This is a genomic window from Actinopolymorpha pittospori (assembly GCF_014873875.1).
Taxonomy (GTDB): Bacteria; Actinomycetota; Actinomycetes; order Propionibacteriales; family Actinopolymorphaceae; genus Actinopolymorpha; species Actinopolymorpha pittospori.
The window spans coordinates 6,678,258-6,701,925 of the sequence record NZ_JADBEM010000001.1; the positions used below are offsets into that span (position 1 = coordinate 6,678,258).

Below are 23,668 nucleotides of genomic sequence, written 5' to 3' on the forward strand. Positions count from 1 at the left end.
AGGACAGCGACATGATCCGACCCGCCGCCCGGCATCGAACATTTGAGGACTTTCTGTGAGCAACGAGGAGCAGACTCGCGTCGAGGACTATTTCGACGTGGAGGAGTTCGACGCCGAGGGCATGCCGGTCGAAGGTGGCGAAGGCCCGGAGGACGTACCGGTCGTCGCCGTCGTCGGGCGGCCGAACGTCGGCAAGTCGACCCTGGTCAACCGCATCCTCGGCCGCCGCGAGGCGGTCGTCGAGGACATCCCGGGGGTCACCCGTGACCGGGTCGCCTACGACGCGAACTGGCGCGGACGGCGCTTCACCCTCGTCGACACCGGCGGCTGGGACCCCGAGGCGCGAGGGTTCATGGCGCGGGTCTCCGCGCAGGCCGAGCTGGCCGTCGCCGCCGCCGACGTGGTGCTGTACGTACTCGACGTGACCGTCGGTGCCACCGACGTCGACGAGGCCGTGGTGAAGATCCTCCGGCGTTCGGGGAAGCCGGTCGTGGTCGCGGCCAACAAGGCCGACGACCAGCGCGGCGAGGCCGACTCCACCGCTCTGTGGTCGCTCGGCCTGGGCGAGCCCCAGGCCGTGTCGGCGATGCACGGGCGGGGGAGCGGTGACCTGCTGGACGCGCTGTTCGAGGTGCTTCCGGACGCCCCGGCCGAGCGGGAGCCCACCACCGGGGGGCCCCGCCGGATCGCCCTGGTCGGCAAGCCGAACGTCGGGAAGTCCAGCCTGCTCAACCGGCTCGCCGGGGAGGAGCGGGTGGTCGTCGACGAGGTCGCCGGTACGACCGTCGACCCGGTCGACGAGCTCGTCGAGCTGGGCGGTAAGACCTGGCGCTTCATCGACACCGCGGGCATCCGGCGCCGCGTGCGCGAGGCGTCCGGGCACGAGTACTACGCGAGCCTGCGTACCTCCGCCGCCATCGAGCGGGCCGAGGTCGCCGTCGTGCTGCTGGACGCCTCGCAGCCGCTGTCCGAGCAGGACCTACGCATCATCACCAACGTCGTCGACGCCGGACGTGGCCTGGTCCTGGCGTTCAACAAGTGGGACCTCGTCGACGAGGAGCGGCGGCTGCGGATAGAGAAGGAACTGGACCGCCAGGTTCGGGTCCGCTGGGCGCCCCGCATCAACGTCAGCGCCCGCACCGGCTGGCACGTCGACCGACTCGTCCGCGCGATCGAGACCTCACTGGGCGGGTGGGAGACGCGGGTCTCCACGGCGCAGCTCAACGCCTTCCTCGGCCGGCTCGTCGCCGCCAACCCGCACCCGCTCCGCGGCGGGAAGCAGCCCCGGATCCTGTTCGGCACCCAGCCGCAGACCTCGCCGCCGAAGTTCCTGCTCTTCACGACCGGGTTCCTCGAGGCGTCCTACCGCCGCTTCATCGAACGCCGGCTCCGCGAGGAGTTCGGCTTCGACGGCTCACCGATCATGATCTCGCTGAAGGTACGCGAGAAGCGGGGGAAGAAGAGCTAGGTGGCGCCGCCGGCGCCTCGCTGGGGTCTTGGCCGCGGGGCGTCCGGTGGTGTCGCTTTGGCAGGATTGGTGCGGATACCCGGAGGCCGGGTTGCCACCCGGTGACGCACAGGGAGCCGGTGGGGGAGCCCGGGCCGGCCTGCGGTAAGGTTCCATCCGCTTGGCCGGTTATGCCGGGCAACGGGCTGTGGCGCAGCTTGGTAGCGCACTTGACTGGGGGTCAAGGGGTCGTGGGTTCAAATCCCGCCAGCCCGACAGAGTTTCCGCAGGTCAGCGGCGGTGGCGCTCCAATTGGTGGGCCATCTGGGGACCACAGGTGACTAACTGAGTGACTAGGGTCTAGATCTGCGTCGCGACATCGCTGATCTTGACCGCTGTGGACGTTGCCGACTTAGGCTCTCTTGTGGATCATGGCGCCGCTGACGCGGCGCTGCATCGGCCCGCCCTTGCGGGCGGCTCTGGGGGCCGTCCTCGGACGCTCGGCGCCCGGCGGGGGACCTGTTCTCATCGAAGACCTCAGGGGCTCCGCCCCCGAAACCCCGGTCCTCTCTCCGGAGGGGAAGGCCCGTGCTCCGGCGTGTTGGGATGTCAGCCGTGGTTCTCCCGATCATTCGGCGCGGGCAAGTGTTGCCCGCCACTCGAGATGAGCATGTCGGCGTCATTCGCGGTGAGCATGAAGGGCGTGGGCATCGGAGTGGGGTGGCCGTCTCGGTGTGCATAATGTCGCGTTCATGCTCGGGTTGTCGCCTGGTTCGGGGTGTGGCTGTGGTGGCGGGGCTCGGGTGGTCAGCCGCTGGGTGTCACGGCGGCAGCGTCGCCAGTCCACTGTCGGGGTCGGCCAAATGGAGTCGGTCTTCGATCTGACGGCGGTGTTGGTGCGGCGAGTAGCCCCAGGTAGTCGAAGCCAGTAGAGCCGGGGCGAGCGGGCCGCACCGGCGGAGGCTGGTCAGTGTCGCCGCTGAAGGACCGGGCGGCGTCGGCGAGGGCGTCGAGGGCCTCAGCCAGCTCGGTGCCGTGCCAGCTGGCCGGAGAACAGCGTCGAAAAGGCCGGCTCCCGCGCTGGCGGCGACCGTGGCTGCGTGCGAGATCAACGCTCGTGCACCCCGCCGTAGGCCGGCAGCCATCCCCGCACAGTCGCCGCTGGCACACCCAGCCCGGCAGCGATCTGCCTGTACCCGTGGCCGTCGACGTTCCCGACCAGTTCTGCGCCGATCACCTCGGCGCTGTAGGCCCGCCGCGGCACGTAGAACGCCGGCAACAGGACGTGGGTGCCACGACACGTGCCGCACCGCACCCGGTCCGGGGTCACCCCGACCTCGCACCCGCCCGGCAACCTGAGCGAGCGGGTCCGGGCACTGGCCCAGCTGCGCAGGACACCGGCGCAGTCGGGCTGAGGACAGCGCAGACGCCCACGCAGCAGCGGGCGCCGAGCTGCATCGACGTCCACGACCCAGATCACGATCACTCACTCCAGCCATCCGGCCAGCCTGGCCACGCCACGGTCGGGCTGGGAAGGGGCAACTGGTATTGCAGCCTGCCCGACGATCAACATCCCGACAAAGCGTTCGTACGACAACGGGTGTCAGGGCCTCGATCCTCATCGCGAACACGATCCAGACCTGCCGAGACATCCTGACGAGTCACGCCGCCTTCATGCTCACGATGTCGTCGCACATGGTGCGCGAACCGACAAGAGCTGGACGAACTATTACTCCTCAAGTCCTGCTCAAGCCGAGTGACGGAGCATGCTCATGCTGTGCGACGGTCAACAGGCAAGCGCATGTGTCTGATGGCAGGACTGATGAGAACTAGCGCGGTGATGGCCGCGGATATGCAGGTGAGCACGACGAATGTCGCGCGCGCACCGAAATCCTGGAGCAGCCATCCGCCGGCGAGGGGACCCAACGGCGCGGCGAGGCTGGCCACGAGCATGACCGCGCTCAGCACCCGCCCTTGCATCTCTGGTGGAGTAATGCTGATCTGGACTGCGGCGAGCATCCCGTTGGCCGGGGCAGAGGTGAAGTACGTCAGTGCCAGAAGGGCGCCAATAACGAACGGGTTGTATGCAAACATCAGAGCGCCCAGAGCGAAAGTGGCGGTCGCGCCGAAGAGACACACCAGCACAGGCGGTGGGAGCCGTCGCTGGATCTGCGGGGAGAGCCACGCCCCCAGTATCCCGCCGATGCCGGCCAGGGAGAAAGCCGCGCCGATCTCGACGGCTGGCGCCCCCCGTGCACTGGTCGACGCGATCACCACAAGGATGACAGCGGGGAAGATGAACTGATATCCCGCCGCGCACAGCAGCGTGACTCGCAGAAACGCACTGCCCCACACCAGCTGGATGCCAGTGAGGAGGTCCTTGCGCAGCGGCCGGGGGTTCGCCTGTCGCCCTTCCTCGCCGTACAGTCTCCGCTTGATCGAGCCGATGAGGAGACCGCTGGTCAGGAAGCTCGCGGCTTGCACCGCGATCGGCAAGGCGGCCGCGACACCGAAGAGGAGGCCGCCCAGAGGCGGGCCCCCGAGAGTGGCCAGGTGACCGCGCGCCTCGTTCTGGGCCATGGCGTTCGGTAGCTGTGTCGTGGGCACGACCTGCCGGACAGCAACCATCTGAGCAGGGCCGAAGAACGCGTCGCACGCGGCGTTTATGACGGCCGCGACGACGAGGTGCGCCATGCTAAGACGGTCGGCCACGACAGCCAGGGCAACTGATGCTGTGGCCACCGCTCTGATCGCGTCGCACGTGACCAGCAGCGCCCTGCGTGGGAGCCGGTCCACGAACACTCCGGCAGGCAGCTGCAGGACCGCTCCAGCCGCCATTCCCACGAAGGCGATGATGCCGGCCGTGCGTGCTGAACCGGTCGCCAGCAGCGCCAGCAGGGGGTAGGCGATCATGGCGATGCTGGTTCCCAAGGCTGAGATCGCGTGTCCGGCCCACAACACCATGAAGTCGCGGTTCTTGCGCAGGGGAGTCGGGGCGGGTACAGGAGTGCTCGTCAACGACTTCGCCCTTCCGTGTGGCGAGAGAGCCTGAACAAGGCGACGGACACATTCAGATGTCGGTGGGACCTGGACCTGGACCTATGCGTGCGCTCCTCGGGTATCCACACATCTGCTCCGGTGGTTGCCGCTCCGGTTCGGATCTTTGATGCGGGTCAGCGCGCTGCAAGTCTCGGAGTCGGCACCGGCGATGTCCATCACATCCGCTGACAGCGGAATGCCGCCACCGGTCACGCTAGGTTTTCAACGTCGAGCGCAAAGCGTCCGACGGGATCAAGGCGTACTCCTGACCCAGCGTGACCCAACGTCGTAGCCCAACGGGGGCCTGACTTCCAAGCTGTCCATGAGCGGGGGGAGTGGCAAGGGGAGGAGTACGGACTAACGCTCTCGCCGGGCATGCGTTCGGAGCGTGGCTCTGCACGCAATGTTTACCGATGCACGCCATCTGACCAGGGTCTTCGTTTCCCCCGTGCAATCTGGGGGTCAAGGGGTCGTGGGTTCAAATCCCGCCAGCCCGACAGATGACGAAAGTGCCCCGGACGCTGATGCGTGGGTGACTAAGTGAGTGACAATGCCGTTCACTTTCGGCTTGGTGGCTCTCGTCTAGTCCAGGCGCTCACTTACCCTTCTGCTGACCGGACCTGTCGATGAGGCCCAAGAGCGCCGCCGACGCGGCCCAGCCGCTCGGCCGTCGTGCGGGCGGCGCTCGTTGGTGGACTCTGTGGAGGGCAGGCCGACGGCCTGTGCCTTCCGGTTCCGGCGTGGTCGGCCCGTGGCGCGTGCCAGCCGGGACCCACGCAGCCGTCGCCAGGGGGTCCAGATTCACCCGCCGTTGACACGGGCAGCGGCCGTGCAACTAGCGCGCGATTACTGCCGGGAGATCGCCGACTGGGTGTACCCGAGCGGCGCGGCGGCCGTGGTGAAGGTTCCTTGTTCGGCCACGGCGCGCAACACGTGCAGCGCGGTCAGCGACACATCAGTGAAGTCCATGACGTTTACGCATAGTACGAGTGCTGAACTTTCGTTGGACTCATGGCTGCGGCGTTCTTAGCGTGGAGACGTGAACGCATCCCGCATCGCCCTTGTCACGGGCGCCAACCAAGGACTCGGCCGCGCCCTCGTCGAAGGGCTCGCCGCCCGCATGAACCGGGACGACCTGGTTCTGCTCACCGGGCGCGACCAGCAGCGGGTGATGGACGCGGCACATCAGGTCGCACAGGCGCCGCCCTCAACCCGAGCCCGCGTCGAGGGCGAGGTCCTGGACGTCACGGACACCGGCGCCGTCTCCCGCCTCGCCGAGGACCTGCGGGCCCGCCACGGCGGGGTCGACATCGTGGTGTCCAACGCGGTCGCCCGCCTGCTGCCCGGTGAGTCGCAGGCGGAGCGGGCCGACGAGTTCATCGACGTCTCCAACACCGCCACCCACGCGGTCCTGCGCTCCTTCGGCCCCGTCCTGCGCCCTGGCGGCAGGCTCCTCGTCGTGGCCAGCAGCCTGGGCACCCTCGGCCACCTCACCCCGCGGCTACACCACCTCTTCGACGGCGCGAGCCTCGATCAGGTCGAGTACGCCGTCGAGTCATGGCGCAGCGCCATCCACCACAAGACGGCCGCGGAAGAAGGCTGGCCGCTGTGGCTGAACGTGCCCTCAAAGGTTGCCCAGGTAGCCGCCGTCCGCGCGGTCGCCGCCGACCGCCGCGAACGCGACCTGGCCACCGGCACCTTGGTCGCCGCCGTATGCCCCGGCATGGTCGACACCCCCACCTCACGCCCATGGTTCGACGACTACAGCCAGGCCCAGTCACCCGCCCAGGCCGCCGAAGCCATCCTCGACCTGATCCTCGCCGAGCACGTCGCCCCCGCCCTCTACGGCGAACTGGTCCGCTTCGGCCAGGCACTGGACTGGCACTCCGGCACACCGCCGACGGAACAGGACCGCCTGCTCCAGTGATCATTCACTCCGATCGCGGCTGGTCCACAGGGCGAAGCAGACCAGGTGATCGGACATCACCGTCCGGGAGGTACGCGTAATGCGGAACGTTGGTGTTCCCAAGTGAGCTGGGGCAACTTGTGCACGAATCGTCGGGTGCGTAGAAAGCCCACTACCGGAAATCGGCGACTGACAACCTTCTTCGCGGCGTTCATCTTGTCATGCCGGCGAATGAGTCGTGGGCGAGGGCGAGCAGCGTGAGCCGCGCAGTTGTCGGAGTTCCCGGCAGCGGTGAGAAGAGGGCAAGGATGTGCGAACGGTCCTCGTCAACGAGGAACTCACAGTCGAACTCGAGCAGCCCGACCTGGGGATGCCGTATCCGTTTGTGGCGACGGCGCAGTACGGCAACATCATGGAGGTTCCAGAGCGCGGTGAACTCTGGGCTGTCGGCCAGTAGGTGCGAGACCAGCGACCGGGCCCGAGCATCGTCGCGGCGCGTAACCGCGGCACGCAGATCGGCAACCAGCGCGCGGGATTCCGCGCCATGGTCCTCGACCGGGTAGCCGTTCCGTGCGTCGGGTTCGCAGAACCAGCGGTAGATGACGCTCGCCTTCAAGTTATTGCTACCGGATGGGCGGCCAAAGACGGCGCGCGCCAAGCTGTTCTGCACGAGAGTCTCGCCGAGATCGGTCATTACCTGGGCTGGAATGTCGGTCAGCGCGTCGAGGACACTGAGCAATGCCGCAGCGACATGCCGATCGTCTTTGTGGCGTCCAGGAACGGGGTGACCGGTGAGCCGGTAGAGGTGGTCCCGCTCGTCTTGACTCAGCCGTAGCGCCCGGGTCAGTGAACGCACAACGAGTTCGGAGGGCACCGCGGTGGCTCGTTGCTGCTCGAGCCGGGTGTAGTAGTCGGTCGAAACGCCGGCCAGGGCAGCGACTTCCTCTCGACGTAGTCCAGGGGTCCGCCGCCGGCCAGCCGAAGGTAAGCCGACCTCGCCGGGGCTCAGCGCGGCCCGGCGATTCCTCAGGAACTCTGCCAGCAGTTGAGCATCCACGCTCTCAGTGTGCGCGCCCACATACTCGCTCGACAGAGTGAGGTTCACTCTGCCAAGGCCGCGCCGGGCCGACCTAGGTTGAATCACGACCGATCCGGCCGATCTAGGCCGGACCACGACGATCCGACCGAGCTTGGGAGAATCACCATGAACACCTGGTTCCTCACCGGCGCGTCCCGCGGGCTTGGCGCCCACTGGGCCGAAGCCATCCTGGACCGCGGCGACAACCTCGCCGCCACGGCGCGCGACGCCGCGACACTGAAACCGCTGACCGACCGCTACGGCGACCGGGTGCTCGCGCTCAAGCTGGACGTCACCGACCGCGCTGCCGTCGACGCCGCAGTCGATGAGGTCGAGCAGTGCTTCGGCGGTATCGACCTGCTGGTCAACAACGCCGGGCACATGCTGCACGGGGCGGTCGAGGAAGTCAGCGCCGATCAGGCCCGCGCGCAGATGGACGTCAACTACTTCGGCGCGCTGTGGACCACCAGGGCGGTGCTGCCCGGCATGCGTCGGCGTCGCCATGGCCGGATCATGCAGGTTTCCTCCATTGGGGGCCTGGTTGCCTATCCGACGTTGGGCATCTACCAGGCGTCGAAATGGGCACTCGAAGCGATGAGCCAGTCGCTGGCCGCTGAGGTCGCCGCCTATGGCATCCACGTCACCTTGATCGAACCGATCATGTTCCCCACCGGCCTGGCCGCCGCCTCACCACAGTCCACGCCAGACCCCGCATACGCAGATGCCCGCGAAGCCCTCTACGCGGGGGCGGCCGGGTTCCTCCCCGGAGACCCCGCCGCCACTGCCCAAGCGATCCTCGCACTCGCCGACACACCCAATCCACCCCTGCGAGTGCTCTTCGGCACCAACGGACTCGACGCGCTACGAACCGAGTACGCCGGCCGTCTCGCTGGGCTCGAAGAATGGGACTACATCTCACGCCTCGCCCAAGGCAACCCCGTCCGTCAGTGACACGAGTGCCGGACGCCACCGCTCAGCCCTCCGCCAACGTGGCGCATCACTGAGCCTCTTCAACAGGTCATTAGCGCCTATCGGCTGGTGAGTTCAGCCAGAAGCATGTCGCGACAGGTGCAAAGACCGTCAGTGCGTCGGGGGCGGGCGAATTCCTTCGGTGCGACCTCGGAGCGAGGTCGTTGATCGTATAGCCGTAGGCCACGTCGTAGACCGCGCACGCCTGGTTCCAGCGCATTACCCGTTCACGGTCCATTTCCGCCGCCTCGGACCAGGCGGTGAGCTGGCGGACCAGGGAGCCTTTCAGGTCCCCTTCCGCCACCATCTGAGGCCACCGGTCGCGCAGGAGTCTTACCGAGTCGTACGCGGGATCGCCGGAGTGTCCCTTCGGATCGATCGCAAGCCAGGGCTCACGGCTACTCCGCAGCACGTTGCCAAAGTTCATGTCGCCATGGACGAGAAGGTTCGGCTGAACGGTGGCGAGGTTCCGAGCGGTCTCCAGCGCCAGGTCCACCACCGGGCGCGGGAGGAGTTGACGCACGAACTCAGACCTGCCGATCACCTCGACCCACTCCTCGGCCAACATCGTCAGCGGCAGCGCGGTGTCCGGGGCCTCCACCGCCAGCCGTCGGGTGAGGCTTCCAGCGATGGTGACGGCCTCGATCGAATCGGACAGGGTGTGGAGCGACTGGGGCTCAGCCCACTCCAGGAGCATGGCGAAGCTGGCGTCGTCGCGCTCCAGGAGATGGACCGCACCGTGTCCACCCCAAGCGGCCAATGCCACCGGTTCGGGCCTGTTTCCGGGATGGGGGTAGGAGATCTTCAACGCGGCGGGCGTGCCGTCGAGTCGACGAACCGGAACGACAATCCCCACATGTCCGTGGGTGACCGGCCCGGCCGGGCGGCATTTCCAGCGCTCCAGGAACTCATCCACCAAGGCAGGTAGCGAGTCGATCCAGGCCCGGCCCTCTTTCTCAGCCCGCCCGAGAGTGATCTCTGTCAGCCTCGCCGGAACCTCGACCACGCCAGCCTCCAGTCCGAGCCGCAGAGACGGCCTCGCGATCCGTCAGGGCATCCGAAGGTACTAGCTCCGGCACGCATGGAACAGGGATGGACTGGCGAGCATGGGTCGCAGGCGCGCGACCTGGCCCCTGCCTACATGGAAACGCACCCTAGCGGACCACGCGGTAGTCGACGAGAAGGTGGCCACTGGGTGAGGCGGTGCTGCGGATCGTCTCGAGCCGTATGGGCGGCAACCCGTCGAACAGTCCCTGCCCGCTCCCGACGATCGTCGGCGCGATGACAAGCCTGAGCTCGTCGACGACGTCGGCGGCAAGCAGCGTCCGGGCGACCGAGATGCTGCCGTGGAGGCCGATATCGCCGCCCGGCCGACCCTTCAGGTGCCGCACGAAATCGACCAGCCCGCCGTCGATCACACGCGAGTTGGTCCACTCACGTTCGAGCGGCGTCGACGTTGCGACGTACTTGGGAACGGCGTTGATGAAGGAGGCGAAAGGCTCGATCTCGCTGCCCGGCCAGAACTGTGCCCATGCGTCGTAACTGCGGCGGCCGAGAATGACCGCGTCCTGGGTCTTGATGAGGTCGGCGCCGCTGGCATCCGTTTCGTCGTCCCAAGCGGTGATGAACCGGTCGGGAGCCTCAGCCACTCCATCAAGAGACAGGAAGTAACCGCCAACAACCTTGCGCGGGGACTGGCCGGCCTTCGTCTCGTTCGTGTCGGGGTGGGCCTGGAACGACATGGTGGCTCCTCCTGAGGATGTCCGGAGTGGCGTTCAGGTCGGCATGGTGGCACATCGCAGCATCTGACGACTGGGACATGCCCTGGAGAGTGTGCGCTTTTCCGTCTGCCGCTAGTCCTGACTGGGTGCGTGGATCGGTACGTCAGGGCGTCACGCAGGCCGATCATCGCGTCGCCGGGTTGGAACCGGACGATGCCCGAGCCGATGGCGTCGACGTACCCGGCAACGTCCCAGCCAAGTCCAGCGAGGTCGCGTCCATCGTCGCCGGCGCGAGCCAGAAGATGCTTACCCAGACCCTCCGCAAGCTGGAACGTGACGGCCTGGTCGAGCGCAGCGGCACCGCCTCGGTCCCGCCGCGGGTCGACTACGAGCTCACGCGTCTTGGTCACGACCTGCTTCCACTCCAGCGGGCCATCAAGTCCTGGGCGGAGAGCCACATCGAGGCCGTCCACGCTGCTCGGGCACGCTACGACGCCACCGAGTAGCTCGGCGCTCATGCGGACGCACAAGGACCCTGCAGGCGCCTTGCGCCGCCGGCCGCAAGGATCAACAGAGTCCGTAGGATGCCTGGGGGCCAAGGGGGGCGTGGGACCAGTGAGTCGCCTCGGGACCCGGGCCGTTGCATGACGTCAGTCCAAGGAAGGAACACCTTGCCCACCAAGACGCTGCGGATTCCCACCACGGACGGCCAGGCCGATGCTTTCGCCGCCTTCCCCGACCGTGGTGAGCGGCAACCGGGGGTGCTGCTGTACGCGGACGCCTTCGGCGTGCGCCCTGTGCTGGAGGGGATGGCCCGCGAACTGGCCGAGCACGGGTACTACGTACTCGTCCCCAACGTCTTCTACCGGCAGGGCCCGGCACCGGTGATCGAACTTCCCGAACACATCGGAGAAGAGGTCCGGCCTGCGGTCATCGCGCAGCTGATGCCCCTGATCCGGGCGCACACCACCGAACACGCGCTGCGCGACGCCGACGCCTACCTCAGGTTCCTCACCAACCAGCCCGAGGTCAGCGCCGGACCGGTTGGCGTGGTCGGCTACTGCATGGGCGCCGTCCTGGCGATGCGCACCGCGACGGTCCACCCCGACCAGGTGGCCGCCGTCGCCGGATTCCACCCCGGCCCCTTGGTCACCGACGCGCCCGACAGCCCACACCGCCTCGTTCCCGAACGCCTCACCGCTCAGGTCCACCTCGGCCTCGCCGAGAACGACATGTCGCCCGAGACCATCAGTGAGCTCAACCGGGCCCTGGATGCCGCAGGCGTCGGCTACGCCGTCGAGATCTATCCCGGCACCATCCACGGCTACACCATGTCCGACACCGACGCCTTCAACCCCTCCGCACTGCAGCGCCACTGGGACCGCCTGCTCCCGCTTCTCGACCGCACCCTGGGCAACGGCTGAGGCTCGGCTCGGCTCGGAAACCTAGCCAGACGGCTGCGGAGTTCTCAGCTCGCACGTCCCGGCCGCTGCGTAGCGGCCGGGACCGGCTCCGTCGGGGAGCGGGGCCGTTACCGGAATCCCCCTGTGCCAATTCGGTTGCTGACATGGCGGGTAGCTGGTCGAATGTGCGCCGTGGCAGCCAGTCGTGAGTCCTCGACGATCTATGAAGCCGCCGACGGCAGTGAGCTACCCATGTTGGTCTTCGAGCCAGCCGAAGGCACACAGCCCGTGGCAGGCATCGTCATGTTCCACGGCGGCGCTCTGCGCAAAGGATCGGCCGACGGGCTGGCCCCGCACTGCCGCCAGCTGGCGTCGCGCGGGATCTTCGCGGTTTCAGCCGGGTACCGGCTGATCGGTCAGCGTGCTGTGAGCATCGACGACTGCATCGCCGACGTGCGTCTGGCGGTCGAGTACTTCTCGAGATTGGCCGCATCGCGCGGGCTCGATTCGTCACGCCTGGCGTCTGGTGGGACTTCGGCCGGCGGTCATCTCGCGCTCGTCGCTGCGATGATCGCTCCTGACGGGCCCTTTCCGGCGTCCAAACCTGGAGTCACGGCCGTGGTGGCCCTCAACCCTGTGGTCGATCTACTCGCCTATTCGCCAGAGCAGCAGCACGTCCTTGAACAGGGCGCCGGCATCGCTGCGGGAAGGGCAATCGAGTATTCGCCGATCGAGTTCGTTCGACCCGGGAATCCGCCGATGCTGATTCAACACGGAACACGCGACGAGGTCGTGCCCATCGACCAGGTGCGACGGTTCCGGGACGTGATGGTGCAGGCCGGTAATGACTGCATACTGATCGAGTACGAACGCGCCGAACACGGGTTCCATTACCCTGGCCCCGCTGGACACTTCGACGACGTTGTCGATGCGACCGCCGAGTTCCTCCTCCACCGGCTCGTGTCGCGACGTGAGGCGGGCGCGGTGGTGCCGGCGCGTGAATGGCCCTTTGATGGCACGGCGGGATCGACGGTGGTGACGACGCGATGACCCTGCCGACTTTCGTGGTGATCGGGGCGATGAAGGCGGGGACCACGAGTCTTCGTCACTACCTCGATGAGCATCCGGACATCTTCGTTCATCGTCATGATCCCATCCGTCATGCGGCCGGTCGGCGCGGCCCATTCTTCGACGAACCGAACTTCTTCGTAGCTGAGGACAACTGGCGCCGCGGACGCGAGTGGTACGAGTCTCTCTTCGAAGGCGCCGACCGGGCGGCCGCAGTCGGAGAGTGCTCGCCGTCCTATTCGTGGGCCCACACCTACCGCGGCGTCCCCGAGCGGATGGCACAGCTCATTCCGGAGGCACGTCTCGTATACGTGGTACGCGATCCCGTCGCCCGCATGCAGTCGATGTACATCCATCAGGTCTCAGCCGGCCGGGAGCGACGCCGCCCGGAGGTGGCCCTGCTCGACGACCGCTACCTCGGGCCAAGCCTGTACGGGTTCCAACTCGCGGCGTTCCTCGATCACTTCGATCGCAGCCAGGTACTCGTGGTCGCGAGCGAGGTGCTCCGCGACCGGCCACGTGAGGCACTGAGCGCGGTGTTCGACCACCTCGCCGTCGATCCGACCGCGGTCGACCTCGACAAGCAGCGCCGAAACCACCGCTCGATGGACAAGCCCATCCCGCGCCTGCACGATCTCAAGTGGCTGCCGCGACGCCAGGTCAAGCTCAATCCGCGATGGCGACCCGACCAACGCACCGGGCTGGCTCGACTCCTGACGACCCGGCCAGGGCGTGTCGACGACTCCACGATCCCACACGAACTCCACGACCGACTCGCCGAGCGCCTTGCCGGCGACCTGCGTCGCTTCGAGCACCTCCTCGGCCACGAGGTACCCAGTGACTGGAGATGGTCCTCTTCAGCGTCCACCTAACCCCGCAACCAGCAACCGGCCGGATCTGGATAATCAGGCCCCGTCATCGTCGGCTTGCGACTGGCGACCGATGCGGAAGCCGACCGTCCGGAATCGCGGGTAGCGTGCCGGCGAGTCTCATGGAGGACGACTGATGAAGATCGCCAGGCAGATCACTGTGTTCGACGCCACCGACATCGCCGCCGAGAGCGCGTTCTGGGCAGGGCTGCTGGGCGGCACAGTCTATGAGGACGAGGACTTTCATTGCGTGTTCGTCGACGGCAAGTGGCGGTTCGGCGTTCAGTACTCCCCGAACCACGTTCCGCCCGAGTGGCCCGACGGTTCGCAGCAGCAACAGGTCCATCTCGATCTGCATGTCGAGGACATCAGGGCCGCGCACGAGCACGCGACCTCTCTCGGTGCCCGGCTGCTCAAGGCCGCCGACGACCTGGACACTGAGGAAGGCCATCAGGTCTACGCCGATCCCGCCGGGCACCCGTTCTGTCTGGGCTGGCACCGAAACGTGCCCGCCGAGCACGACTTCGGCGCGACGCAGGGGTAGGTCCGAGACACAGTCACGAACGGCGCCTCAGCACGGAAGCCTGATGCCGTTTCGCCAGACCTCCTGTATGGACCTGGTCGCGTCGATGTCGGCGGTCGGGTCGCCTTCGACCAGTACCAGGTCGGCGCGCAGACCTGGTGCGATTCGGCCACGGTCACACAGTCGAAAGTGTTTGGCCGGCGCTATGGTCGCTGCGGTGAGCGCCTCGGTGGCGGTGAGTCCACTGCGGACCAGGAGTTCCAGCTCGTGGTGCATGCTGGCGCCGTACGTGGTGCCAGGATTCGCCGAGTCGGAGCCCGCCAGAATCGGTATACCAGCATCTCGTAGAAGGCGCACCGCGGCCAGCCCGTATTCCTGAAACTGCTCCTGACCATCAACCCTCTCGCAAAGAACGTCTCGCCATCTGGCCTCGAGCTTCGGCTCCAGCCGTGGGTCGTTGGCGAGTTTCACGCCCTCACAGCTGTGATACACGGCCAGTGTCATCACCACGAAGATGCCAGCGGACTTGAGGACCTGAGCAAATTCCGGGGTCAACGGCTCGTCGACCTACTGATGGGCAAGACCGTCCACGCCTGATTCGATCGCCTGCTCCACAAAGCGTCGGGACTGGGCATGGGCGACGACGAGTAGGCCGCGGGCATGCGCCCGCGCGGTGACTGCGGCAGAAACTTCAGGGGGGATGAACGGCGTCGACTGTCCGATCACGGAACTGTCTTCGATGATGATCTTTAGGTAGTCTGAGCCTTCCCTGATTCGGGCATCGATGAATGAGTCGACATCCCCCACGCCATCCAGGGTTGGGTAGTCGTCGAAGAACTGAGTTGGGTGGCTGCCGTCCACAGATGCGACGATCCCAGCGGAACGAAGATCGCTAAGCCTGGATCCGTGGACCGGGTGAGTGGTCCTTCGGCGTGGTAGCAGAGGAAGTGCCTTCTGGATCGGGAGAATCTGGAGTGTCGAAGTCCTGATCCAACCCGATCCAAAAGGCACTGACAGTGAAACTACCGTATGGGTGGTCGCGAGCCACGCCGGTCTTCGATGAGCAGAACCTGGTGTCGTGTGCGGGGCTGGTGCCGGTGATGGCGTTGGCTGAGCGGGCGGGCCTGTCGGAGTTGGTCTCCAGCCGTGTCGCGATCACCGAGACCAAGGTCAGGTCGGCGGCGGTGAACCCGGCGGGCAAGCTGGCCTCGATCGTCGCGGGGATGGCTGCGGGTGCGGACTGTATCGATGATCTGGATGTGATCCGGTCGGGTGGGATGCGTCGGCTGTTTGGTGGGGTGTATGCGCCGGCGACGTTGGGTCAGTTTCTGCGGGAGTTCACCCATGGCCACACCCTGCAGTTGGCCTCGGTCGCGCGGGCCCATCTGGTCGGTCTTGTCCAGGCCAGCGGGCTGCTACCAGGTATCGAGGATCAGGCGTTCATCGATATCGACTCGTTGTTGCGCCCGGTGTATGGGCATGCCAAGCAGGGCGGGAGTTTCGGGCACACCAAGATCGGCGGCCGGCAGGTGTTGCGCCGGGGCTTGTCGCCGCTGGCGACCACGATCAGCACGATCCAGGGGGCGCCGGTGGTGGCCGGGATCCGGCTGCGCGCCGGACGGGCCGGCTCCGGCAAAGGCGCGGCGAGCATGGTGACCGAGGCGATCGCCACCGCCCGCGCCGCCGGCGCCAGCGGGCAGATCCTGGTGAGGGGCGATTCGGCGTATGGCAACCACGCCGTGGTCGGCGCGTGTGTGAAGGCAGGCGTGCGGTTCTCGGTGGTGCTCACCAAGAACCCGGCCGTCACCGCCGCGATCGCCAGCATCGCCGAAGACGCCTGGACACCGGTGCACTACCCCGGTGCTGTCGTCGATGACGATACCGGTGAGTTGATTTCGGATGCTGAGGTCGCGGAGGTGGAGTTCACCGCGTTCACCTCGACCAAGCACCCGGTCACCGCCCGGCTGGTCGTGCGCCGGGTCCGTGACCGCGCCCGCGACCAGGCCGGCGAGGAGGAGCTGTTCCCGGTCTGGCGTCATCACCCGTTCTTCACCAACAACACCGAACCCACCGCCGATGCTGACATCACCAACCGCCGGCACGCGATCATCGAAACGGTGTTCGCTGACCTGATCGACGGGCCGTTGGCGCACCTGCCCTCAGGCCGGTTCGCCGCGAACAGCGCGTGGGCGATCTGCGCCGCCATCTGCCACAACCTGCTCCGCGCCGCCGGAACCCTCACCAGCCCCCGCCACGCCCTCGCCCGCGGCGCGACGCTGCGCCGTCACATCGTCACCGTCCCTGCACGACTGGCCCGCCCCGGGCGCCGGACCGTGCTGCACCTACCCGAGCACTGGCCCTGGGCCCAACACTGGAAAACCCTGTGGAACAACGTGTTCCGCCCTGCGACCGGGCCACCACGCCTCGCCTGAAACCTGCCCACCCGCCGTCAAGGCCCGACCAGAAACCAAAGGAAAGCTGGGCAGACCAGCGAGCCCGACCTGCCCAGCCGCAGCCCACACCACCAAACCCACAACCAAGATCACCAACCCACCCGGTCCACGGATCCAGGCTAAGGTCTGACTGTCTCAACGTCTTCAGCTGTGCAACAAAATCGGGGTGACGACAGCCCATGCACAGCACGGTGGTGACTCCGAACCTAAGGGCCTGTCGCAACGCGGAGACCGCATCGGCCAGGGTGCCTTCGTCGGGGGTGTGAACGTGGGCGTCGATGAAACCTGGCATGAGCATGCCTCCGCCGCCGTCGACGACCGCGCTTCCAGCCGGGGCCGAGAGATCCCGGCCGACCATGACGATCCGGTCACCCCGGAGTAACACGCAATCGGCGTCCAGGACCTCAACGCCGTCGAAGACGCGAACCTGTTTGATGAGCGTTGGCATCCGGATGATCGTAGTCGCCGACAGCACTCAGAGCATGGGGCTGCTGCGCTCCGTCCTCCTTTGGGATCTACTCAGTTGGCCGACAGGGGAGCGGCCCTTCAGTCACATCGCGCAGCTGTGGCACGCGGGTCAGTATTGCGTTGCGCCCGAATCCTCGGAGCGTTCAGGCTGTGGTTGTGGAAGCGAGACGAGATGACCCAGCGATCCGGCCGTTCGCGCCTACGTACGCTGGCGGGATCTCGGCATCAGCGCGAGCAGAGGGGTGGCCGACGTTCTCCGATCCAGACCGAGTACGTCGGCTGTTCACCGCACCTGGGGCGCTGGGCGTAGTTGCGGTCGGCCGCCGTTCTACCGGAGCCTGCCCTACCGTGACTTGCTCGGGTTCCGCATCTGGCCGGAATGGATGGGTGACCATCCCGACCCGCACACCGAACAGCCAAGCGAGTGAAAGAGGGCGCGCACATGATGACAGTGCCGAGACTCGGCGAGGATGGCGAGATGTCGATCAGCCGCATCAACCCCCCGGATCTGCATGAGACTCCCGGCTACCACCACGTCACCGTCGTACAGGCGGTACGAATGGCGATGTTGGCGGGCCAGTGCCCCCTCGACCGGACGGGCGAGGTGGTCGGCAAAGGCGATCTTCTCAGGCAGGTAGATCAGGTTGTGGCCAACGCGACCGCCGCACTCGCCGCTGTCGGTGCGGGTCCTGAGCACGTAGTGCGATCGGTGATCTACGTCATGAGCGCGGACCGCGCCGAACTCGGCGCCGTCTGGAGACGCCTGACGGACTCCACTCTTGCGCCGGCCTTCACCACGGCGAGCACGTTGCTAGGAGTGGCGGCGCTGGGCTACCCGGGCCAACTCGTCGAACTCGACCTCACCGCCGCGCTCGGCACATAGCGTTGCTGGCCGCCGTCATCTAGCTACGCTTCCGGGATGACGAGCGGAGAGCATCGCCGGGCAGTCCGAGGTGGGTGGGAGCCAGATCCTTCGTGGCAGGAGATGCCAGGGGCACGGGGGTCTGCGACACGCGGTGTCTGGCGAGTGGAGCAGGGGGAGCGTCCCTGCATCGTCAAGCGTTTGCAGAGGCCACGGTCCCCGCACGGCTTGGCCCAGCTTGACCGTCGACATCATTCATGGTGGCGGCGGGAGGCCGAGGTTGCACGCGAGGACATCCTGGTCCGTCGGCCTGATTGCGCCGAGTCCGACGAAGGTGGTCGAGGACGAGGACGGAATCTCCCTGTGGATGCCGGAGATTCCGGCCGAGCCGGTCGCGGATGAGGTGCTGGCCAATGCCTACGGTCGCTTTGCCAGTCAGGAGATGATGGACCCCGGCTGGTTCAACCGTGGGATGCTGCGCCATCGGGTTGTTGCCACTGACCGCATCGGCGGGACCGCGCCACTGCGAGAGGAGGGGGTAGTCCCCGAATCTCTCCGGTCTCAGTGCGAAGGTGTTTGGCGGGCGCGCCACGTGATCCTGGATGCCTTGGACCGACTCCCACTGGTCCTGTCCCACGGCGACGCGCTGCCGAGGAACATGATTCGCCAGGAGCAGGACCAGGTGGTGGCGGTCGACTGGGGCCAGCTCGGCCACAACACGGTTGGCGCCGATCTCGCGACTCTTGCTCTCTACTCTTCGGCTGAGATCGACAGCCTTGTGGAGGCCTACGTCGACGGGTTGGCCGGCGCGTATCAAGCGAACAAGCCGATGGTCAGATACGCCACGATTCACACCATGGCGTTGATCGCGGTCTTGCGGGCATCGAGGGCAGTCGCCTCCAAACAGGATATCGATGGTTACGTCAGCCGACTCCGCAAAGCGGAGCCGGTCCTCGTCGAGGCGTCCCGGTAGCGGCACGCCGTTGTCAACGGCGAATGGATGGAGGCGCAGCGTGGTTCAGACGCCGCCGTGGCGCAGTCCGTTCATGAGGAGGGCGAGCAGGCGGTCGGCTTGAGCTGAGCTGTCCGGGGCGTCCTGGGCAGCCCACGCGATGGCGCCGACCATCCTGAGCACATCGGCGTCGTCCGCGTCGGCGGCCACAACCCCTGATCGCTGCGCCCGCGCCAGCAGCGCCGCTCCGACCTCGAACAGCTCCGCATGCCAGGTCGACGCCAGGTCATTGCCGCGGTCGAGAGCCGAGTTCATCACCGTGGCCGCCAGACCTCGATAGGTCAGGGCGTGCACGAGCGCAGCGCGCAACCAAGTGGACAACGCGTCGAAGGCGTCCTCGACCGTCAGCAGCCCGCGACCAAGGCTGACCAACTCGGCTATCTGTTCGGCGAGCACCGTCTCGATGAGATCCAGTCGAGTGGGGAAATGCCGATACAGCGTCCCGCTGGCCACCCCCGCCCGCCGAGCGATCTCGTCCAAGGAGGCGTCCACTCCGAACTCGGCGAACGCAATCTTCGCCTGCTCGACCAACTGCTCGTAGTTACGCCGTGCGTCCGCACGCCTTGGGCGCCCGGGGCGCGACAGCGACTCCTGACCCGCCAGTGCGATCACCACACCCTTGCTCACCGGGGGCACGGTCCGTTACCGTCCCCGTCTAACCGGACTATGCCTCATCTTACCGGCGTCACGCACCCACAGCTTGGAGGGTCGCCCGCATGGCACTGTCGGAACGCGATCGAATCGGCGAGGAGGGAGCCGGTGCGCGTGAGGTTCTGGAGCGTCTCCGCCAGGCCTCTGTCAACCAGTCCGTCGATGACATGAGTCGTCTCTACGCGGTCGACGCGGTCCACGAATTCCCGTTCACCGCACCAGGCTTCCCATCCCGGCTCGAGGGCAGGGACGAAATCGTGAACTGGATAACCGCTCTGTGGACGACCAACACGTTGAGGTATGAGCGTTACCGCACTCTCGCCACCTACGACACCGACGATCCGGAAACGATCATCGTCGAGCAGGAAGCCCTCGGAACCAGCGCATCCACCGGCGAGTTCGCGCTTCCCAACATCGTCGTGCTCACCGTGCGCAATGGCCAGATCGTCCGGCTGCGCGACTACGTCAACATCCTGGCGGCCGCAGCGGCCATCGGACGCGACATGTAAGGGCCAATCCAGCCGCGGCACGCCCTGTTCGCGGTGGACTGCCTCATGCGTCGAGCAGCCGCCAGGCGGTGAGGGCGAGTCTGGCCCGGGTCAGTCCGGTGGGCTCGGTGAGGTCGATGCGCAGCGCCTTTCCGATCTGTTCGAGCCGGCGGGCGACGGATCGCCGCCGTCGGCGAAGCGATGACCGTGATGACCGGCCCATGGGGTCGGCCTGTCGGCCTGTCCATGGCCGACACACCCAGGTGGTTGTTAGGGTCCAGTCAGGAGCGCTGGTCGTGATGGCGGAGAGGAGCGTGGGGATGACGCACAGTTGGTCGACACCCCGGGCTCTTCCTGCCGCCGAGCCTCTTCACCCGCGCCGATGCGGTGTCCGTACGTCGGTGCCGATGGGTGAGCGTCGCCCGATCGGCACGAACGGCTACGTCAGCACCTGGGGTGCGATCGTGAGTGCCTGTCCTCCTCAAGGTGGCTGAACCCGCCGGTTTGTCTGGCGGGGACAAGGGTCCATGACACCTCCTGCCACCCTGGAGTTTCTCGATGTCTGCGTTCGCGCGGATGATCGCTGCCCTGCGCTCGGATGTGGTCAGCGGATCCCTGCTGATCGGCGTCGCCGCGTTCGCCTTGATCTGGGCGACCTCGCCTCTGTCGGCTTCCTATGAAGCGGTCCGTTCCTTCACGTTCGGACCCGCCGCCCTGCACCTGGACCTGCCGCTGCACGTGTGGGCGTCGGACGGGTTGTTGGCGGTGTTCTTCTTCATCGTCGGCAACGAACTCAAACAGGAGATCCGCCACGGCGAGTTGCGTAACCCGCGCCGGGCCGCCGTGCCGATCGTCGCGGCCCTGGGCGGGGTCCTGGTGCCCGCCGTCATCTTCTTGGCGATCAACGTCACCGATCCCGAAGCTGTCCGAGGCTGGGGCATCCCGATGGCCACCGACATCGCGTTCGCGCTCGCGGTGCTCGCGGTGGTGGGCCGGCACCTACCCGGCTCCCTTCGGACGTTTCTGCTCACCCTGGCCACCGTCGACGACATGTGCGCCGTGGTCGTCATCGCGGTCTTCTACGCCAAAGGCCTGTCCTGGCTCGCTCTGGCCGCGGCCGTCGCGGGCCTGGCCATGTTCGGGTACCTGCAGAACGGACGCGGCAGGCTCGCGCTCTGGCTGCTGACCCGGATACCTGGCTGGCCGATCTACGGGATCCTGGCCGTGGTGATCTGGGCGTTCGCCCACGCTTCCGGCGTGCACGCCACCATCTCGGCGGTGGCCATGGGCCTCCTGATGCGCACGAAGGCACGCGCCGGCGAGACGGTCAGCCCGTCCCAGCGGGCAGAACACGCGCTGCGTCCAGTGGCGGCGGGGGTGTCGTTGCCGGTGTTCGCCCTCATGTCCACGGGGATCTCCGTGAGCGGCGCCGAGGGCATCTGGTCGAGCACCATCACCTGGGGAATCCTGATCGGCCTGGTCGTAGGGAAACTCGTCGGGATCCTCGGCGGCGGCTGGCTGACCGCCCGGCTCACCAGCGCCCACCTCAACCCGCGGTTGGCATGGGCTGACATCGCGGGGATCGCGGTCCTCGGCGGGATCGGCTTCACCGTGTCGCTGCTCGTCAGCGAACTCTCCTACACCCGCATCGAAGCTCTCACCGATGCCAAGGCCGCGATCCTGCTCGCCTCCACCACCTCCGCCCTCGTCGCAGCCATCGTGCTCACCGCGCGCAGCCGCCACCACCGCGTCGCCGGCGGCGACACGAAGTCCCCGTAGGACGGATCACATCTCAGTGTCACCGAGTCGGGCCGTCCAGGAGGTAGTCGGTCAGGTCGCCGTACCTGAAGCGGCGAGCACAAGCGCGGCGTGCGCGGCCGCTCAGAACGATGAACCTGGCCGTGGCCTGACAGCAGTTCTGGAGACGTATCGCGGGTCAGCGGTAACCGCGGGCCTGACGCGCGTAAAGCTCGGCGTACTGGCCCTCGGCCGCTGTCAGTTCCTGGTGCGTGCCGACTTCGACGACGGCTCCCTGGTCGACGACGACCACGAGGTCGGCGGCGGCAACCGTGGAGAAGCGGTGGGTGACCAGCAGGGTGACCGCGCCACGAGCCCGTGCCTCGCCGGCGGCCGCGATCTAGCGCTCGAAGAGTCGGTGCTCGGTGATGGCGTCGAGTGCGGCGGTGGGTTCGTCGAGAACGAGCAGGAGCGGTTGCGAGCGCATCATGCCGCGCGCGATCGCCAGGCGTTGCCACTGGCCACCGGACAAGTCGACGCCGCCGGTCCAGGAGCTGCCGAGTTGGGTGTCCAGACCCTGGGGGAGCACCTGAAGAACGTCTTCACTCGCGGCGCCGCGAAGCGCGTCGTGGACCGCGGCCGGGTCGTGGACCCGCGGTAGGTCGCCCACGCCAACGGTCTCTTGGACGCGAAGCTCCAGCTTCGCATGGTCCTGGAACGCTCCGGCGGTGCTGGCTCGCCACGCGTCGATGTCGAGCGCGGCGAGGTCGGTGTCGTCCAGCAGGATCTGGCCCGACGTAGGTCGGTACATACCCGTGAGGAGCTTGACCAGTGTCGTCTTCCCGGCGCCGTTCTCGCCCACCAGCGCGACCACCGCGCCAGCCGGCAGGTGGAGATTGACATCGCGGACGGCCGGCGTGTCGGCGTCGGGATAACTGAACGTCAGGTGCTCCAGGAGTATCCCATTCTCGAACCGGGCGGGAGGGGCCTTGACTCCGGAGCCTGCGGCACGGACCTGCTGGTCGTAGTCGTTCAGCCAGAGGAACTGGCCCGTGATGCGGGCGATGCGAGTGAAGCTGGCGATGGCCCACTGGACGGACTGTCCGGCGTTCTGCAGACGGCCTGCCAGCATGACGGCCAGGACCAGCGCGCTGACAGGTACGGCCCGAACGAGTGCGTCGCTGACCATCCAGGCCAGGACCGCTGCGGCAGTGAGGAAGAAGAATGTCGCGCACGCGCCCTGGAGTGCGTTCGTGCGGATCGCCAGCAGCACGGCGGGTTGGCGCCAAGCGGTCACAGCGTCGGCAAGTCTGGCGCGCGTGGTCCGGCGGATTCCGAACACGCGCAGTTCGGCACCCGCGGTGGGTGAGGTGCCCAGGGCCAGCAGGTGGGAGGCCAGACGGCCCGGTTCGGCCGAGGACTTCTCGGCCGCGGCCTGCCAGCGCGAGATCCATCGCGTCACGACGAGGGTGGGGAGGCCGGCGAGAACGAGCAGCAGCAGTCTCGCATCTGCGGTCAGGGCGAGCAGGATCGTGCCCGCCACGGTGAGCAGACTGTTGAACGTGTTGACGAACATGTTGAACGCCCCGCCGAGAGCCGTCTGCTGATCACGCAGGATCTGGAGCCGGTCGAGATAACGCGGGGACTCCAGGTGATCCAGTGTCGGGATGCTCGCCGTGATGCGGGCGATCTCCTTGTCGAACGCGAAGCCCACGCGTTCCATCTGGTTGACCCGCGCGGTCGTACCTGCCATCTGCAGGATCCAGTTCAGGCCGATCGATGCGGTGAAGGCACTCACGGCGAGCACCATCTGCGGCGTGTTGGATCGCACCGCACCGTCGACGAACCACGCCAGGTAGAGGGGTTGGAGCAGCCCGATGACCTTGCCAACCGCCTCCAGGAGACAGACCAAGGTCTGCCAGGGGCTGACACGCACGGACATGGCCAGCACGATTCCGATGCCTCGTAGGGCCC

At 67.1% G+C, this 23,668-nt stretch carries 24 protein-coding genes and 1 tRNA gene; 14 read left to right on the forward strand and 11 right to left on the reverse strand.

Annotation, left to right across the window (positions count from 1 at the left end):
• Window positions 1-55 precede the first annotated feature (55 nt).
• Window positions 56-1,468 carry a ribosome biogenesis GTPase Der gene (gene der, locus HEB94_RS31110; RefSeq protein ID WP_192753172.1) on the forward strand — a complete coding sequence of 471 codons (1,413 nt, stop codon included), beginning with the start codon at window positions 56-58 and terminating at the stop codon, window positions 1,466-1,468.
• A gap of 181 nt (window positions 1,469-1,649) precedes the next feature.
• Window positions 1,650-1,723: transfer RNA gene (locus HEB94_RS31115), tRNA-Pro, on the forward strand.
• 832 nt (window positions 1,724-2,555) lie between these two features.
• Here the strand turns inward: HEB94_RS31115 and HEB94_RS31120 are convergent.
• The 3 genes from HEB94_RS31120 to HEB94_RS31130 all read right to left on the reverse strand — a co-directional run bounded on the left by HEB94_RS31120 (window position 2,556) and on the right by HEB94_RS31130 (window position 5,455).
• The gene (locus HEB94_RS31120) at window positions 2,556-2,927 is read right to left on the reverse strand and encodes a DUF6431 domain-containing protein (protein ID WP_192753173.1); all 372 of its coding nucleotides are present in this window, start codon (window positions 2,925-2,927) and stop codon (window positions 2,556-2,558) included.
• A 290-nt stretch (window positions 2,928-3,217) separates the two neighbouring features.
• The gene (locus HEB94_RS31125; protein WP_273376828.1) at window positions 3,218-4,465 is read right to left on the reverse strand and encodes an MFS transporter; all 1,248 of its coding nucleotides are present in this window, start codon (window positions 4,463-4,465) and stop codon (window positions 3,218-3,220) included.
• An 867-nt stretch (window positions 4,466-5,332) separates the two neighbouring features.
• Window positions 5,333-5,455 carry a helix-turn-helix domain-containing protein gene (locus tag HEB94_RS31130; RefSeq protein WP_202896650.1) on the reverse strand — a complete coding sequence of 41 codons (123 nt, stop codon included), beginning with the start codon at window positions 5,453-5,455 and terminating at the stop codon, window positions 5,333-5,335.
• A 70-nt stretch (window positions 5,456-5,525) separates the two neighbouring features.
• On the opposite strand from HEB94_RS31130, the gene HEB94_RS31135 reads away from it, so the two are divergent.
• On the forward strand, window positions 5,526-6,413 hold the full coding sequence (locus tag HEB94_RS31135) for an SDR family NAD(P)-dependent oxidoreductase (protein ID WP_192753175.1): 888 nt from the start codon (window positions 5,526-5,528) through the stop codon (window positions 6,411-6,413).
• A gap of 190 nt (window positions 6,414-6,603) precedes the next feature.
• On the opposite strand, the gene HEB94_RS31140 is transcribed toward HEB94_RS31135, so the two are convergent.
• The gene (locus HEB94_RS31140) at window positions 6,604-7,449 is read right to left on the reverse strand and encodes an MmyB family transcriptional regulator (protein WP_192753176.1); all 846 of its coding nucleotides are present in this window, start codon (window positions 7,447-7,449) and stop codon (window positions 6,604-6,606) included.
• Between the two features lie 147 nt (window positions 7,450-7,596).
• Between HEB94_RS31140 and HEB94_RS31145 the strand changes: the two genes are divergently transcribed.
• Window positions 7,597-8,421: an SDR family NAD(P)-dependent oxidoreductase gene (locus tag HEB94_RS31145; protein ID WP_202896651.1), complete on the forward strand. Its 825-nt coding sequence runs from the start codon at window positions 7,597-7,599 to the stop codon at window positions 8,419-8,421.
• Window positions 8,422-8,491: 70 nt separating this feature from the next.
• On the opposite strand, the gene HEB94_RS31150 is transcribed toward HEB94_RS31145, so the two are convergent.
• On the reverse strand, window positions 8,492-9,445 hold the full coding sequence (locus HEB94_RS31150; protein WP_192753177.1) for an aminoglycoside phosphotransferase family protein: 954 nt from the start codon (window positions 9,443-9,445) through the stop codon (window positions 8,492-8,494).
• Between the two features lie 148 nt (window positions 9,446-9,593).
• Window positions 9,594-10,181 (reverse strand): dihydrofolate reductase family protein, encoded by a 588-nt coding sequence (locus HEB94_RS31155; RefSeq protein WP_192753178.1) that lies wholly within the window; start codon window positions 10,179-10,181, stop codon window positions 9,594-9,596.
• 179 nt (window positions 10,182-10,360) lie between these two features.
• On the opposite strand from HEB94_RS31155, the gene HEB94_RS31160 reads away from it, so the two are divergent.
• From HEB94_RS31160 to HEB94_RS31180, 5 genes are all read left to right on the forward strand, one after another.
• Window positions 10,361-10,666 carry a winged helix-turn-helix transcriptional regulator gene (locus HEB94_RS31160; protein ID WP_238361684.1) on the forward strand — a complete coding sequence of 102 codons (306 nt, stop codon included), beginning with the start codon at window positions 10,361-10,363 and terminating at the stop codon, window positions 10,664-10,666.
• A gap of 165 nt (window positions 10,667-10,831) precedes the next feature.
• Entirely contained in the window at window positions 10,832-11,584 is a 753-nt protein-coding gene (locus HEB94_RS31165) for a dienelactone hydrolase family protein (protein WP_192753179.1), read from the forward strand.
• Between the two features lie 171 nt (window positions 11,585-11,755).
• Window positions 11,756-12,613, forward strand: coding sequence for an alpha/beta hydrolase fold domain-containing protein (locus HEB94_RS31170; RefSeq protein WP_192753180.1), 858 nt, complete (start codon window positions 11,756-11,758; stop codon window positions 12,611-12,613).
• Complete coding sequence (locus tag HEB94_RS31175; RefSeq protein ID WP_192753181.1) at window positions 12,610-13,503, forward strand: sulfotransferase; 894 nt, start codon at window positions 12,610-12,612, stop codon at window positions 13,501-13,503. The genes HEB94_RS31170 and HEB94_RS31175 overlap by 4 nt, the downstream gene beginning before the upstream one ends.
• Window positions 13,504-13,636: 133 nt before the next feature.
• On the forward strand, window positions 13,637-14,044 hold the full coding sequence (locus tag HEB94_RS31180; RefSeq protein ID WP_192753182.1) for a VOC family protein: 408 nt from the start codon (window positions 13,637-13,639) through the stop codon (window positions 14,042-14,044).
• Between the two features lie 27 nt (window positions 14,045-14,071).
• On the opposite strand, the gene HEB94_RS31185 is transcribed toward HEB94_RS31180, so the two are convergent.
• Both HEB94_RS31185 and HEB94_RS31190 read right to left on the reverse strand, forming a co-directional pair.
• Complete coding sequence (locus HEB94_RS31185; RefSeq protein ID WP_192753183.1) at window positions 14,072-14,527, reverse strand: amidohydrolase family protein; 456 nt, start codon at window positions 14,525-14,527, stop codon at window positions 14,072-14,074.
• Between the two features lie 63 nt (window positions 14,528-14,590).
• Window positions 14,591-14,884: an amidohydrolase family protein gene (locus HEB94_RS31190; RefSeq protein ID WP_192753184.1), complete on the reverse strand. Its 294-nt coding sequence runs from the start codon at window positions 14,882-14,884 to the stop codon at window positions 14,591-14,593.
• Between the two features lie 155 nt (window positions 14,885-15,039).
• On the opposite strand from HEB94_RS31190, the gene HEB94_RS31195 reads away from it, so the two are divergent.
• From HEB94_RS31195 to HEB94_RS31205, 3 genes are all read left to right on the forward strand, one after another.
• Entirely contained in the window at window positions 15,040-16,455 is a 1,416-nt protein-coding gene (locus HEB94_RS31195; RefSeq protein WP_192753185.1) for an IS1380 family transposase, read from the forward strand.
• A 967-nt stretch (window positions 16,456-17,422) separates the two neighbouring features.
• Window positions 17,423-17,827, forward strand: a complete 405-nt coding sequence (locus HEB94_RS31200; protein WP_192753186.1) for a RidA family protein — start codon at window positions 17,423-17,425, stop codon at window positions 17,825-17,827.
• A 313-nt stretch (window positions 17,828-18,140) separates the two neighbouring features.
• Complete coding sequence (locus HEB94_RS31205; protein ID WP_192753187.1) at window positions 18,141-18,779, forward strand: phosphotransferase; 639 nt, start codon at window positions 18,141-18,143, stop codon at window positions 18,777-18,779.
• 45 nt (window positions 18,780-18,824) lie between these two features.
• On the opposite strand, the gene HEB94_RS31210 is transcribed toward HEB94_RS31205, so the two are convergent.
• Window positions 18,825-19,349: a TetR/AcrR family transcriptional regulator gene (locus HEB94_RS31210; protein ID WP_192753188.1), complete on the reverse strand. Its 525-nt coding sequence runs from the start codon at window positions 19,347-19,349 to the stop codon at window positions 18,825-18,827.
• Between the two features lie 185 nt (window positions 19,350-19,534).
• Between HEB94_RS31210 and HEB94_RS31215 the strand changes: the two genes are divergently transcribed.
• Window positions 19,535-19,978: a nuclear transport factor 2 family protein gene (locus HEB94_RS31215; RefSeq protein ID WP_192753189.1), complete on the forward strand. Its 444-nt coding sequence runs from the start codon at window positions 19,535-19,537 to the stop codon at window positions 19,976-19,978.
• Between the two features lie 43 nt (window positions 19,979-20,021).
• Here HEB94_RS31215 and HEB94_RS31220 read toward each other — a convergent pair whose 3' ends face one another.
• A complete protein-coding gene (locus HEB94_RS31220) occupies window positions 20,022-20,180 on the reverse strand; it encodes a hypothetical protein (protein WP_202896652.1) in 159 nt (52 codons plus the stop codon).
• A gap of 335 nt (window positions 20,181-20,515) precedes the next feature.
• On the opposite strand from HEB94_RS31220, the gene nhaA reads away from it, so the two are divergent.
• A complete protein-coding gene (gene nhaA, locus HEB94_RS31225; protein WP_192753190.1) occupies window positions 20,516-21,736 on the forward strand; it encodes a Na+/H+ antiporter NhaA in 1,221 nt (406 codons plus the stop codon).
• A 358-nt stretch (window positions 21,737-22,094) separates the two neighbouring features.
• Here the strand turns inward: nhaA and HEB94_RS31230 are convergent, their stop codons facing one another.
• Window positions 22,095-23,636, reverse strand: a complete 1,542-nt coding sequence (locus tag HEB94_RS31230; protein WP_238361685.1) for an ATP-binding cassette domain-containing protein — start codon at window positions 23,634-23,636, stop codon at window positions 22,095-22,097.
• Window positions 23,637-23,668 lie beyond the last annotated feature (32 nt).

Coding starts and splice junctions, on each gene's coding strand:
- HEB94_RS31130 (WP_202896650.1), bottom strand. CDS start 5,455: ATGGACTTCACTGATGTGTCGCTGACCGCGCTGCACGTGTTGCGCGCC.
- HEB94_RS31145 (WP_202896651.1), top strand. CDS start 7,597: ATGAACACCTGGTTCCTCACCGGCGCGTCCCGCGGGCTTGGCGCCCAC.
- HEB94_RS31155 (WP_192753178.1), bottom strand. CDS start 10,181: ATGTCGTTCCAGGCCCACCCCGACACGAACGAGACGAAGGCCGGCCAG.
- HEB94_RS31175 (WP_192753181.1), top strand. CDS start 12,610: ATGACCCTGCCGACTTTCGTGGTGATCGGGGCGATGAAGGCGGGGACC.
- HEB94_RS31180 (WP_192753182.1), top strand. CDS start 13,637: ATGAAGATCGCCAGGCAGATCACTGTGTTCGACGCCACCGACATCGCC.
- HEB94_RS31185 (WP_192753183.1), bottom strand. CDS start 14,527: ATGACACTGGCCGTGTATCACAGCTGTGAGGGCGTGAAACTCGCCAAC.
- HEB94_RS31200 (WP_192753186.1), top strand. CDS start 17,423: ATGTCGATCAGCCGCATCAACCCCCCGGATCTGCATGAGACTCCCGGC.
- HEB94_RS31215 (WP_192753189.1), top strand. CDS start 19,535: ATGGCACTGTCGGAACGCGATCGAATCGGCGAGGAGGGAGCCGGTGCG.
- HEB94_RS31220 (WP_202896652.1), bottom strand. CDS start 20,180: ATGGGCCGGTCATCACGGTCATCGCTTCGCCGACGGCGGCGATCCGTC.
- nhaA (WP_192753190.1), top strand. CDS start 20,516: ATGTCTGCGTTCGCGCGGATGATCGCTGCCCTGCGCTCGGATGTGGTC.
- HEB94_RS31230 (WP_238361685.1), bottom strand. CDS start 23,636: ATGTCCGTGCGTGTCAGCCCCTGGCAGACCTTGGTCTGTCTCCTGGAG.